Source organism: Nonomuraea sp. NPDC005501 (genome assembly GCF_040605905.1).
Taxonomy (GTDB): domain Bacteria; phylum Actinomycetota; class Actinomycetes; order Streptosporangiales; family Streptosporangiaceae; genus Nonomuraea.
This window is the reverse complement of record NZ_JBEXDT010000156.1, coordinates 1-11,896: the sequence shown is the minus strand read 5'-3', so window position 1 is coordinate 11,896 and position 11,896 is coordinate 1. Positions and strand designations below refer to the sequence as shown.

The window sequence follows — 11,896 nt, the reverse complement described above, 5'->3', positions numbered from 1 at the left end:
GGCCGCTCGGCTCGGCGCTGCGCCAGGCCCGCGCGGCCCGTGACGCGGGCGCCGACGGCCTGCTGCTCATGCCGCCGTACCTGGCCGTGGGGCCGCGCGAGGGCTTCACCGCCTACGTGCGCGCGGTCGCCGAGGTGCTGCCGGTGATCATCTACATGCGCGGGTCGGTGGTGCTCACTCCCGAGCAGGTGGTGGAGCTGGCCCGGATCCCCGGCGTGGTGGGCCTGAAGGACGGCCTGGGCGACATCGACCTCATCCAGCGGATCGTGCTGGCCGTACGCCGCGAGATCGGCCCGGACTTCGCGTTCTTCAACGGTCTGCCGACGGCCGAGCTGACCATGGGCGCCTACCGGGGCATCGGCGTGGAGCTCTACTCCTCGGCGGTCTTCGCGTTCGCGCCGGAGATCGCCACCGCTTTCCTCGCCGGCGCCGGCGACCTGCTCACCGAGTTCTACGAGCCGCTCGTCCGGCTGCGCTCCAAGGTCCCGGGGTACGCCGTGTCGCTGGTCAAGGCCGGGGTGCGGCTGACCGGCCTGGACGCCGGCCCGGTGCGGCCCCCGCTGGTGGACGCCGCGCCGGAGCACGTGGCCGAGCTGGAGGAGCTCATCCGGCGGGGCAAGGAGGTGGCGGCGGCCCATGATTCGTGACCTGCGTGTGAGCGCCCGCACGGCCGCCCTGCCGCGGCCGTGGGGGCCCGACGTGCCCGCCAACCACGTGATGGTGGTCGAGGTGGTCCTGGACGACGGGCGGACCGGCACGGGCTTCTCCTGGACGCCGCAGATCGGGGCGCGGGCCGTCCAGGCGTTGCTGGAGCACGACATCCGGGAGGCGGTGATCGGCCTCGACCCGCACCCGGAGGTGGTGTGGGACCGCCTCTGGCGGCACCTGCGCGAGGCCGGACCGGGCGGGGTCACCACGGTCGCCCTCGCGGGCGTGGACCTCGCGCTGTGGGACCTGCGCTGCGGCGGGCGCGGGATCGTGGACGTGCTGGGCCGGCGCAGGGACACCGTGCCGGTCTACGGCAGCGGCGTCAACCTGCACTACACGCTGGAGGAGCTGGTCGCGCAGGCCGAGCGGTGGAAGGCGGCCGGCTACCCGGCCGTCAAGATGAAGGTCGGCCGCCCCGACCTGCGCGAGGACGTCGAGCGGGTGGCCGCGGTCCGCGAGGTCGTCGGGCCGGGCACGCTGCTGATGATCGACGCCAACCAGCGCTGGGACCTGCACCGGGCCCGCCGCGCGGTCGACGCGCTGGCCCCGTACGGGCTGCACTGGCTGGAGGAGCCGCTGCCGGCCGACGACGTGGCCGCGCACGTGGAGCTGCGCCGGTCGGTGGACGTGCCGATCGCGGTCGGCGAGAACGTCTACACCGTCTACGGCTTCCGTGACCTGCTGACCGCGGGCGCCTGCGACGTGGTCCAGCCCAACGTGGTCCGGGTGGGCGGCATCACGCCGTTCCTGCGGATCACCGAGCTGGCCCGGGCGTTCGACGTGCCCGTCTATCCGCACCTGCTGCCCGACCTGTCGGCGCAGCTCGCGCTCACGCTGCCGCTGCCGTGCATGGCCGAGGAGGTCGAGGACGCCTCGTTCGCGGCTCTCGGGCTGCTGGAGGAGCCGTACCCCGTCCGGGTCGCGGGTGGGAAGCTGAGCGTCGGAGAGCACCGGGGCCTCGGGCTCCGCTGGAGGTGAGCATGCGCGTCGTCCTGGCGGGCACCCGGGGATTCGGGGCCCACTACCTGGAGCGGCTGCGGCACATGAGGGACGTGGTCGAGCTGGCCGGCGTCTGCGACACCGTGCCGCCGGAGCCGGGAGCGCTCGACGGGCTCGGCCCCGGCGACGCCGCGCCCGAGTTCTCCACGGACCTGCCGGAGCTGATCAAGCGGACCGGCGCGGAGATCGCGATCCTGGCGACGCCCATCCCGACGCACGCCGAGCTGACGCTGGCCGCGCTGGCGGCGGGGGCGCACGTGCTGGTGGAGAAGCCGACGGCGGCCACGCTGGCCGACTTCGACCGGATGGAGCGCGCCGCCGCCAAGGCCGGGCTCGCCTGCCAGGTGGGGTTCCAGAGCCTCGGGTCGGCGGCGGTCCCGGCGGTGCGGGGCATGATCGCCGAGGGCGTCATCGGCCGCGTCACCGGGATCGGCGTGGCCGGCTCGTGGCCGCGGCCCGCGTCCTACTTCACGCGCAGCGCGTGGGCGGGCCGGCGGCGGCTCGACGGCGTGGACGTCGTGGACGGCGCGCTGACCAACCCGTTCGCCCACGCGCTGGCGACCGCCCTGGCGGTGGCCGGGACCGAGGGGCGCGGCGCCGTCGCCTCGGTCGAGACGGAGCTGTTCCACGCCAACGCCATCGAGTCGGACGACACCTCCGCGGTCCGGGTCACCACGGCCGGCGGGCCGCCGATCGTGGCCGCCGTGACGCTGTGCGCCGCCGAGCGGGACGAGCCGTACGTGGTCGTCCACGGCGAGCGGGGACGGATCACGCTCAGGTACACGCTGGACGAGGTCCAGGTGGACGACGGGCCCGTGCGGCGGTTCGGCCGGACGGACCTGCTGCGCAACCTGGTGGACCACGTCCGCTCCGGGGAGCCGCTGCTCGTGCCCGTCGGCAGGACCGGGGCGTTCATGGAGGTGCTGGAGGCCATCCGGCTCGCCCCCGACCCGCTGCCGATCGCCGACGAGCACCAGGACCGCTCCGGCGAGGGCCGGGTGCTGCCGGGCGTCGCCGGGCTGGTGGACGCCTGCGCGGACCGACTCGCGCTGTTCTCCGAGGTGGGCGCGCCCTGGGCCGTGCCGCTGGTCGCCGGGGGCGGGGTCGTCGCCGAGTACGTGACGCGTCCCGACCTGCCGCTCACCGAGTCGCCCCGGCCGTACCTGCATCCGGTGCGCACGCTCGGGGGCGTCGTCGTGACCGAGGTGCGGCCGCAGGACCACCCGCACCACCTGGGCGCCGGCGTGGCCGTGACGGACGTGGGCGGGCGCAACTTCTGGGGCGGGCGCACCTTCGTCCGCGACCAGGGGCCGACCTGGCTCGACAACCACGGCGTCCAGCGGCACGTGGAGTTCACCGGCCGCGACCTGGCGGGGTTCGCCGAGACGCTGCTCTGGGAGCGGCCGGGCGAGGACCCGGTCGTGCGCGAGGAGCGGACGGCGCGGGCGGTCCCGCTGTCGCGGGGCTGGGCGCTGCGCTTCTCCTTCACGCTGCGCAACCTCACCGGCTCGCCGCTGACGATCCAGAGCTCGGCCACCAAGGGCCGGGCCGGAGCAGGGTACGGCGGGTTCTTCTGGCGGGCTCCCGCCGGCTCGCCGGGGCTGCGGGTCTTCACCGGGGAGGCCGAGGGCGAGCAGGCCGTGCACGGGTCGCGGGCGCCGTGGCTGGCGCTGTCGTCGGAGGACTGGACACTGGTGTTCGCCCAGGAGGACGACCCGTGGTTCGTGCGGGTCGCGGACTACCCCGGGGTGGGCACGGCGCTGGCCTGGGACACGCCGCTGGTCTTCGGCGACGTGCTGGCCCGCCGGGTCACCGTGGTCGTCGCCGACGGCCGCCTGGCGCCCGGCGAGGTCCCGGATCTGGTGACCGAGGCGACGGCCTGAGCGTCGTTGGCGGCGACCGCGGGCTCAGGCCGCCAGGTGCCGCGACAGCCAGGCGAAGGCGTGCTCCTGCATGGGCAGGGTGAAGGCGTGCGGGGCGTCGAAGAAGACGCCCTCGTAGCCGCCCTCCGGGTACGCGCGGGAGATGATCTCGTGGGCCCGGCGCATCCCGGCGGGCGGGAACAGCTCGTCCCGCTCGCCGTACAGGACCAGGAGCGGCTCCGGAGCGCGTGCGGCCGCCAGTGACGGCCAGTCGCACACCCGCGACAGGCCGGGCGGGTAGAGCATCCACGTGTGCGACGCGACGTGGCGGTCGAGCAGGTCGCGGTACGACGCCATCATGGCCGCGACGGCGACCGCCCGAATGCCGGGGTCGAACGCGCCGAGCAGCGCGGCGCGCAGGCCGCCGCCCGACAGCCCCACGCACCCCACCGGGCCGACGTCCGGGCGTGCCCGCAGGTAGGCCGCGGCGGCCAGGTCCTCCCCCGCCACCGCGCCCGCCAGCGACGTGCCGAGCAGCGTGCAGTACTTCTCCAGCAGGTGCTCGTGCTGCGCCGCCGCCCGGTCGTAGCGGTCGGCCTCGGACAGCCCTTCGGGCCCGCCCCCGGCGGCCAGCGCCGCCACAGGCTCGGGCATGGCTTCCAGCGGGAAGCGGCGGCTGCCCCAGCCGAGGACGTCGTGGACCAGCACGGCGAACCCCTGCCGGGCCAGGTCACCGGCGTAGGCCCGGCCGTCGTAGATCCGGCCGCGCAGCCGCGCGACCTCGGGCGACGGCGGCTCGGGGCCGTCGGCGATCTTCTCCTTGCCGGCGAACTTCATGCCGGCGTGGCAGTGCAGCGCGACGACGCCCGGCAGCGGGCCGGTCGCGCCGCGCGGCCTGAGCAGGTACGCCCGGGTGCGCGGGCCGTAGCCGAGCGACCAGGACAGCTCCTCGCCGTCGAGGTCGCCCGCGGTCCAGGACCGTTCCACGCGCACGTCGTCCGCGGCCAGGTCGAGCACGCCGACCGCGTCGCGGGCGGCGCGCCGCAGCGCGGGACCCGGGGCGGCCTCGGGGAACAGGCCGCGCCCGCGCGCGGCCACCTCGGCCAGCCCGGAGAACTCCGCGAGGTGGCGCAGCGCGGGCGCCTGCCCGGGTCCCCGCTCAGGCATCGGCCAGGCTGGTGCCGTCCTCGCTGAGGGCGACGGGCAGGCCGGTCGCGGCCGAGCGGTTGGCGGCGACGCCGACCAGCACGCTGCGGATGCCGTCGCGGTAGCCGGCCGGGCGGCCGAGCGGATCGTCCCCGGGGCCGCGGAAGACGTCGTTCAGCAGCAGCCGGTCGCCGCCGCCGTGGCCGCCCGCGCCCCGCTCGATCGGGACCTCCTCCGCCTGCTGCCAGTGGCGGTGCAGGACGAGCCGCTCCCAGGAGCCCGCGGCGTGCTCCTTGCTCGCGGCGCTCGGGTCGATGGCGGCCTGCGGCGGGGTCCACGACCGCTCGCACACCTCCAGCTCGATGCGGCCCTCGGTGCCGTTGAAGACCACGCGGTAGCCCTCGTAGGGGGCGTGCGCGGTGAGCGAGTAGGTGAGGATCGCGCGGTTGGCGTAGCGGACCAGCACCGACATGGTGTCGTCGATGGTCACGCCGTCGGCGAAGACGTCCTGGTCGCGGATGTAGCCGTCCTCGTGCTCGGCGTCGAGGTAGAGGCGCTTGAGCCGGGGGTCGGCCGAGATGTCGAGCAGGAACGGGTCGGTGCCGAGGCCCGGCGCGCCGTGCGAGCGCTCGGGGCGCTCGCCCCGGGGCAGGGCCGTGCCGTAGAAGCGCAGGTCGGCCTGGGCGAACACGAGGCGGGGCGCCGCGGCGAGCCACCAGTTGACCAGGTCGAAGTGGTGGGTGGACTTGTGGACGAGCAGGCCGCCCGAGTTGGCGCGGTCGCGATGCCAGCGGCGGAAGTAGTCGGCGCCGTGGATGGTGTCGAGGGCCCAGTCGAAGTGGACCGAGGTGACCTCGCCGATGGCGCCCTCGCTGATGAGGCGCTTCACCGCGGAGTTGCGCGGGGAGTAGCGGTAGTTGAAGGTGACCACCAGCCGGCCCGTGGCCCGCCCGGCCGCCTCCGCGATCGCGGCGGCGCTCTCGGCGTCGACGGTGAGCGGCTTCTCCACGATGACGTCCTTGCCGGCGTCCAGGGCGGCGCAGACGTAGCGGGCGTGGGTGGCGTCGACCGTGGCGACGATGACCGTGTCGGCCAGGTCGAGCAGCTTGCCGAACTCGTCGGGGGCGAAGCAGGGCACCTCGCGGCCGATGCGCTCGACGTAGTAGGCCATGCGGGTCCGGTTGGTGTCGCAGAGACCGGCGATGGTCCCCGCGTCGCTCCAGTCGCCCAGCAGCGCGTCCACGTACATCTGGGCGCGGTGGCCGAGGCCGACGAAAGCGTACCTGGTGCTCAACGTGCTCTCCCCGAGATTCGAGATGAGGGGCTGGGGGCGCTCGTCCCCCAGCCCGCGGTGCTGTGACCGCCCCCTCGTGGGACGGTCAGGAGGCCGGCGTCAGCCGGCGATGGCGGCGTTCGCCTCGGACAGGAACTTCTGGGCGCCCGCGTCCGGCGTGGTCTTGCCGAAGAGGACCTCGTCGGTGTTGCGCTTGAGGATGTCCTCCATCTGGAGGGCGCCCTTCGGCGGGGCGCTGATCGGGCTCAGCTCGCCCTTGATCTCGTCGATGAAGGCGAGGGTCCGCTGGTCGACCGGGGGCAGCTTGTCCTTGACGGCGGCCAGCACCTTGGCGTTGGTGGGCAGGCCGCGGTCGCTCAGCAGGATGGAGGCGGCGTCCGGGTCGTTGACCAGGAAGTCGATCAGCTTGGCGGCCTCGGCCGGGTGCTCGGACTTGGCGGAGCCGGTGTAGTACATGGCCGGCTGGAGGAACATGCCGGCGCTGGTGGCGCCCTTGTCCTTGGGCATGCGCAGCAGCGAGAGCTCCTGGCCGGACGCCTTGGACAGGGCGTTGAGCTGGTTGCTCCACCACATGCCCATCGCGCCGGTGTTGGTGGCCAGCAGCGACTGCTCGGGGCCGGCGGTGAGCAGCTCGGCGCTCTTGGCGGGCTCGGGAGCCGCCTTGGCCTGGATGAGCTGCTGGCTGATGTTCCACCACGCCTTGATGGTGTCGACGGAGACGCCGATCTTGTTGCCGTCGTAGAACTTCTCACCGCGCTGGGCGGCGAAGATCTGCAGCCACGCCGGGTTGGGGTTGTACTCGGCGCCCATCACGTTGCCGCCCGAGCCCGACACCTGCTTGGCCAGGTTGATCCAGTCGTCCCAGGTCCAGCTCTTGTCGTCGGGCAGCTTCTGCTTGGCCTTCTCCAGCACGGAGGGGTTGGCCAGCATGGAGAAGGCGTTGACGCCGGTGGGGATGGCGTACTGCTTGCCGTCCACCTGGCCGCTGGTGAGCACCTGCTGGTCGAGGTCGGCGGAGGGCACCTTGCCGGCCAGGTCCGCCAGCGCGCCGCGACCGGCGTACTCGCTGAGCCCGCGGATCTCGATGCTCATGACGTCGGGGGCGTCGTTGGCCGCCACCTTGGTCGCGAGCTTCTCGTAGTAGCTGTCCCAGTTGGAGAAGTCGCCCTCGACGTCGATCGTCGGGTTCTTCTCCTCGAACTTCTTCAGGGCCTGCTCGGTGAGCTTCTGGCGGGCGTCGCTGCCCCAGTAGGAGAAGACGATCTTCGTCTTGTCGCCGGAGCCGCCGCCGTCGCCGCCGCTGCCACCGCCACACGCGCTCGCCGCCGTCATCACGGCCGCCGTCATGACGGCAACCGTCCACATCTTCTTACGAGAGCCGAGACTCACAGCTCTACCTCCTCTAGGAGAATGCGGGGGGTGAATCGGCTACTTGAGGCCGGTGGTAGCCACACCGCGGATCAGGTACTTCTGTCCAGCCAGGAAGAACCCGAAGATGGGCCCGAGTGACACGATCGACATCGCGAACATCGGTCCCCACGACGACTCCCCGCTCGAGTCCAGGAACTGGCGGAGGGCGACGGCCACCGTGAGGTTATCGCTGTTCGTCAGATACAGGTTCTGGCTAAAGAAGTCATTCCACGTCCAGATAAAGGTGAAAATGCCGGTCGTGGCGAGCGCGGGTACGCACAGCGGAAGGATCACCTGCAGGAACACGCGCCAGTAGCCCGCGCCGTCGATCGCGGCGGCCTCGTCGAGCTCTCGTGGCAGGGTCCGGATGAACTGCACCATCAGGAAGATGAAGAACGCGTCCGTCGCCAGGAACTTCGGCACGATCAGCGGCCAGATCGTGTTGATCCAGTCCAGCTTCGAGAACACGATGTACTGCGGCACGACCGTGACGTGGTGCGGCAGCATGATCGAGCCCAGCATGACCGCGAACCACAGCTTCTTCAGGGGGAAGTTCAGCCGGGCGAACGCGTAGGCGGCCAGCGAGCAGGCGACCAGGTTCGCCAGGACGCTCAGGCCGGTGATGACGGCGGAGTTCCACAGGTAGTAGCCGAACGAGTGCTTGAGCGCGTTCCAGCCCTCGCTGTAGTTGTCCAGCGTGACGGTGCTCGGCAGCAGCCCCGGCTCCCGGAAGATCAGCTCCTCGGGCTTGAGCGAGCTGGAGATCATCCACAGCAGCGGGTACAGCATCACCAGGCCGAAGCCCGCGAGCATGAGGTGCTTGAGCAGGCGGCCGCCCCTCATCGGGCGGAAGAGGAACGGGACCGCGTTACTTCGTGTCGCCATAGAAGACCCAATACTTCGACGCGAGGAAATTCACGCCGGTCAGGCCGGCGATGATGAGCAGGAGCACCCAGGCCATGGCGGCCGCGTAGCCCATCTCGTAGCTCTTGAAGCCCTTGAGGTAGAGATAGAGGGTGTAGAAGAGCGTGGAGTCGACCGGCCCGCCGTTTCCGCCGCTCACGATGAACGACTGGGTGAACGACTGGAACGACTTGATGACCTCCAGCACGAGGTTGAAGAAGATGATCGGCGTCAGCAGCGGCAGCGTGATCGACCGGAACTGGCGCAGCCGGCTCGCCCCGTCCACCGAGGCGGCCTCGTAGTAGCTGCGCGGGATCTGCCGCAGGCCGGCCAGGAAGATGACCATCGGCGCGCCGAACGTCCACACGTGCAGGAGGATCAGCGTGCCGAGCGCCGTGTCGGGACTGGACACCCAGCCCGGCCCCTCGATCCCGAAGATCGCGAGCACCGCGTTGAACAGGCCGTCGACGCCGAACAGCTTGCGCCACAGGATGGCGATGGCGACGCTGCCGCCCAGCAGCGAGGGCAGGTAGTAGACCGAGCGGTAGAACGGCAGCCCGCGCAGGCCCCGGTCCAGGGCGAGGGCCAGGAGGAGCGCGAAGGCGAGCTGCAGGGGCACCGACACGACGACGTAGATCGTGGTCACCTTCAGCGAGGTGAGGAACCGGTCGTCCTGGGTGAACATCTTGACGTAGTTGTCGGCCCCGACCCACGAGCCCTCCTCCAGGAGGCTGTAGTCGGTGAACGACAGGTACAGCGAGGCCAGGATGGGCCCCACGGTGATGACGAACAGCCCCACGAACCAGGGGGCGAGGAAGACGTAGGCCGTCAGGGCCTCACGCTTCCGGTGAGCGTTCACCGCCGGTCTCTGCCGGCGGCCCGGCCGTGGCGGCACGGGCGTGAGCACACGTTCCGGGGTTACGGACAGCGAATCAGACATGGATTCATGCATCCCTCATTCCAGGGCCTCCCCGGCACGGCGGGATCGGATAGCGCCTTCCTATAGGGATGCGAAAAGTTTCGTCAACCCTTTGCAGACGTTACAAACCCGTTACCGATATATCGTCAACTCGGAAACCCCAGCTCACGCGGGCGAACAGGGAAGATGAGGTCAGTTAACGTTTTGGCCTTGGCATCGTGGGACTACAACCGGTTGCATGTTTAGGAGCACCGAGGGGCCGCCGGAGGCGGTTACGGAACGTGTCCGGCGGGGAGGCGCGGCGCTCCCCGCCGGTCAGGTCGCCCGGGTCACCACTTGCCGCCCAGCTCCCTCAGCGTGAACACGCCACCGGCGCGGTCGTGGAGCGGCTCGGACAGGTCCGGCTCGCCCTGCTCGGCCAGGACGGGCGCGGCGTGGGCCTCCGAGTCGTCCTGGGAGACGTAGCCGATGGCGCGGGCCTCCTCCAGCGACCACCAGCGCCGGGCGTTGTCCGAGACGCCCCAGACGACGTGGTAGCCGGGGGCGGTGAACGCGGCCTCCACCAGCCGGGTCAGGTCGTCGGGCGAGATCCAGGTGGCCAGGCCGCGCGTGTCGCCGGACGCCTCGTTGCAGGTGCCGAGCCGGATCACGGTCACGTTCATGCCGAAGCGGTCGTGGTACAGGCTGCCCAGTGCCTCCATGACGACCTTGCTGACGCCGTAGAAGGTGTCGGGGCGCGGGAAGGCGTAGTCGGGCAGGTCCTCGCCGGAGGGCGGCCGGGTGTGGAAGCCGGCGGCGTGGTGGCTGCCCATCATCACCACGTGCCGCACCCCCTCCTCGCGGGCGGCCTCCAGGAGCGCGTGGGTGCCGTCCATGTTGGCCCGCACGATGTCGGCCCACGGGTGCTCGCGGCTCTGCCCGCCGAGATGGAGCACGGCGTCGACGCCCTTCATCGCCTCGGCCATCGCGGCGGGGTCGGTCAGGTCGGCGGTGACCTCCTCCTCCCCCGGCCCCGGGCCGGTGTCGACCGGGCGGATGTCGGACAGACGGAGGACGCGGCCCTCGCGGGCCAGGCGTGGGCGGAGGAGCGTGCCGACCTTCCCGGCCGCGCCGGTCATGAGAATGCGCATGGTCCCCTTGTACACAACGGTGACTTAAATTCACATTCTTGAATATTGACCGTGATGTAGGTCACTCGTTACGTTCACCTGACGAGGTCCACATGGGCGGCACATGTCCATATATGTGAACAGGAGGCGGTCTGATGTCACGCCATCTGCTCGGGGTCGCGCTCGCAGCGACCCTGGCCGTAACGATGACAGGCTGCGGCTCCGGGGGGTCCGGCTCAGGCGACGACGCGTTGGAGATCTGGATCAGGCAGGCGCCTGAGTCCCTCTCCGCGAAGACGGCCGTCAAGCTGGCCGACGCTTTCACGAAGTCCAGCGGGATCAAGACCAAGGTGGTCGCGATCTTCGACGACTTCGAGACGAAACTGCAGCAGCAGGCGGCGCAGCGCAAGCTGCCCGACATCGTCATCAACGACACCGCACAACTCGGCAACATGCACACCCAGGGCTGGGTGCGCGAGGTGGACAAGGCCAAGCTCGCCGGCGCCGACAAGCTGTCGGAGCTGGCGTGGAAGGCCGCACAGGGCGGCGACGGCAAGTACTACGGCGTGCCGTTCTCCGCCCAGGCGTTCGCCCTCATCGTCCGCAAGGACTGGCGGGAGAAGGTCGGCCTCGACACGCCCAAGACGTGGGAGGACCTCACCAAGCTCGCCCAGGCGTTCACCGACAAGGACCCCGACGGCAACGGCCAGAAGGACACGGCCGGCTTCGTCATCCCGGGAGGCACCAAGCGCGGCTACGCCTCCTGGTACGCCTCCTCCCTCATCTACGCCAACGGCGGCGACTTCGTGAAGGCGACGGCCCCCGGCAAGTTCACCTCCGTGGTCAACGACCCGAAGACGGTCGAGGCGGTGCAGTACCTCCAGGACCAGTTCTGCAAGACCAAGACCGTGAACCCCGGCGCGGTCAGCAACGACACGACCGTCTCCCACGAGGTGTTCGAGAAGGGCCAGGCCGGCATCTATCTGGTCGGCCCGTACGTGCTCGCCCGCTTCGTCAAGAACATCGGCACCGACAAGGTCGAGGTCGTCCCCGTGCCCAAGGGCCCGTCCGGCGGCCCCGGCACCCTCGGCGAGGGCGAGAACGTCTACCTCATGGCGGGCTCGGACAACGAGGAGGGGCAGCGGAAGTTCGCCGAGTACGCCTCCTCCGCCGACGGCCAGCAGATCGGCATGAACAAGGACGCCGACGGCGTCATCGTCCGCCTGCCGGTCAACACCCAGATCGACATGGCCGCCGAGCGGCAGGACCCGCGCTGGAAGGTGTTCCAGGAGTCCTACGCCAACGCCGTCTACGCGCCTCCGGTGCCGAACTGGGCGCCCATCCGGCAGACCTCGGCCGACGCGATCAACACGGTGTGGGCCGACTGCTCCGCCGACGTCAAGACCGCGATGGAGGGCCTGAACACCAAGCTCAACCAGGAACTGCAGTCCCAGAAGGCCTCCTGACATGAGCCGGAGCGTGAGCCCGCCCGCCGTCGCGCAGGCGCCGCCGCCCGTGGCGGCACCCCGCCGCCGCCCCAAGCGGG

At 71.3% G+C, this 11,896-nt stretch carries 10 protein-coding genes; 4 read left to right on the top strand and 6 right to left on the bottom strand.

Annotated elements, in window-relative coordinates; genetic code table 11:
• The 3 genes from ABZS51_RS40695 to ABZS51_RS40685 form a co-directional block, all read left to right on the top strand.
• On the top strand, positions 1 to 647 hold a 647-nt coding region (locus tag ABZS51_RS40695), incomplete at its 5' end, for a dihydrodipicolinate synthase family protein (RefSeq protein WP_355453125.1).
• Positions 637 to 1,686 carry a mandelate racemase/muconate lactonizing enzyme family protein gene (locus ABZS51_RS40690; protein ID WP_355453122.1) on the top strand — a complete coding sequence of 350 codons (1,050 nt, stop codon included), beginning with the start codon at positions 637 to 639 and terminating at the stop codon, positions 1,684 to 1,686. The genes ABZS51_RS40695 and ABZS51_RS40690, both read left to right, overlap by 11 nt.
• A 2-nt stretch (positions 1,687 to 1,688) precedes the next feature.
• Positions 1,689 to 3,590, top strand: coding sequence for a DUF6807 family protein (locus ABZS51_RS40685; protein ID WP_355453119.1), 1,902 nt, complete (start codon positions 1,689 to 1,691; stop codon positions 3,588 to 3,590).
• A 24-nt stretch (positions 3,591 to 3,614) separates the two neighbouring features.
• On the opposite strand, the gene ABZS51_RS40680 is transcribed toward ABZS51_RS40685, so the two are convergent.
• The 6 genes from ABZS51_RS40680 to ABZS51_RS40655 all read right to left on the bottom strand — a co-directional run bounded on the left by ABZS51_RS40680 (position 3,615) and on the right by ABZS51_RS40655 (position 10,371).
• Positions 3,615 to 4,736, bottom strand: coding sequence for a hypothetical protein (locus ABZS51_RS40680; protein WP_355453116.1), 1,122 nt, complete (start codon positions 4,734 to 4,736; stop codon positions 3,615 to 3,617).
• Entirely contained in the window at positions 4,729 to 6,009 is a 1,281-nt protein-coding gene (locus ABZS51_RS40675; protein WP_310710490.1) for a Gfo/Idh/MocA family oxidoreductase, read from the bottom strand. The genes ABZS51_RS40680 and ABZS51_RS40675 overlap by 8 nt, the downstream gene beginning before the upstream one ends.
• Before the next feature lie 99 nt (positions 6,010 to 6,108).
• Positions 6,109 to 7,356, bottom strand: a complete 1,248-nt coding sequence (locus ABZS51_RS40670) for an extracellular solute-binding protein (protein WP_355453113.1) — start codon at positions 7,354 to 7,356, stop codon at positions 6,109 to 6,111.
• 81 nt (positions 7,357 to 7,437) lie between these two features.
• Positions 7,438 to 8,304: a carbohydrate ABC transporter permease gene (locus ABZS51_RS40665; protein ID WP_310710492.1), complete on the bottom strand. Its 867-nt coding sequence runs from the start codon at positions 8,302 to 8,304 to the stop codon at positions 7,438 to 7,440.
• The gene (locus ABZS51_RS40660; protein ID WP_355453109.1) at positions 8,288 to 9,262 is read right to left on the bottom strand and encodes a sugar ABC transporter permease; all 975 of its coding nucleotides are present in this window, start codon (positions 9,260 to 9,262) and stop codon (positions 8,288 to 8,290) included. Before ABZS51_RS40660 ends, ABZS51_RS40665 begins: the two co-directional genes overlap by 17 nt.
• A 308-nt stretch (positions 9,263 to 9,570) precedes the next feature.
• On the bottom strand, positions 9,571 to 10,371 hold the full coding sequence (locus ABZS51_RS40655) for an NAD(P)-dependent oxidoreductase (protein WP_355453106.1): 801 nt from the start codon (positions 10,369 to 10,371) through the stop codon (positions 9,571 to 9,573).
• A 134-nt stretch (positions 10,372 to 10,505) separates the two neighbouring features.
• On the opposite strand from ABZS51_RS40655, the gene ABZS51_RS40650 reads away from it, so the two are divergent.
• A complete protein-coding gene (locus ABZS51_RS40650) occupies positions 10,506 to 11,816 on the top strand; it encodes a sugar ABC transporter substrate-binding protein (RefSeq protein ID WP_355453103.1) in 1,311 nt (436 codons plus the stop codon).
• Positions 11,817 to 11,896 lie beyond the last annotated feature (80 nt).

Bases quoted from the DNA above. Each gene is read 5' to 3' on its own strand.
- ABZS51_RS40690 (WP_355453122.1), top strand. From the start codon at position 637: ATGATTCGTGACCTGCGTGTGAGCGCCCGCACGGCCGCCCTGCCGCGG.
- ABZS51_RS40685 (WP_355453119.1), top strand. From the start codon at position 1,689: ATGCGCGTCGTCCTGGCGGGCACCCGGGGATTCGGGGCCCACTACCTG.
- ABZS51_RS40680 (WP_355453116.1), bottom strand. From the start codon at position 4,736: ATGCCTGAGCGGGGACCCGGGCAGGCGCCCGCGCTGCGCCACCTCGCG.
- ABZS51_RS40670 (WP_355453113.1), bottom strand. From the start codon at position 7,356: ATGACGGCGGCCGTGATGACGGCGGCGAGCGCGTGTGGCGGTGGCAGC.
- ABZS51_RS40665 (WP_310710492.1), bottom strand. From the start codon at position 8,304: ATGGCGACACGAAGTAACGCGGTCCCGTTCCTCTTCCGCCCGATGAGG.
- ABZS51_RS40660 (WP_355453109.1), bottom strand. From the start codon at position 9,262: ATGTCTGATTCGCTGTCCGTAACCCCGGAACGTGTGCTCACGCCCGTG.
- ABZS51_RS40655 (WP_355453106.1), bottom strand. From the start codon at position 10,371: ATGCGCATTCTCATGACCGGCGCGGCCGGGAAGGTCGGCACGCTCCTC.
- ABZS51_RS40650 (WP_355453103.1), top strand. From the start codon at position 10,506: ATGTCACGCCATCTGCTCGGGGTCGCGCTCGCAGCGACCCTGGCCGTA.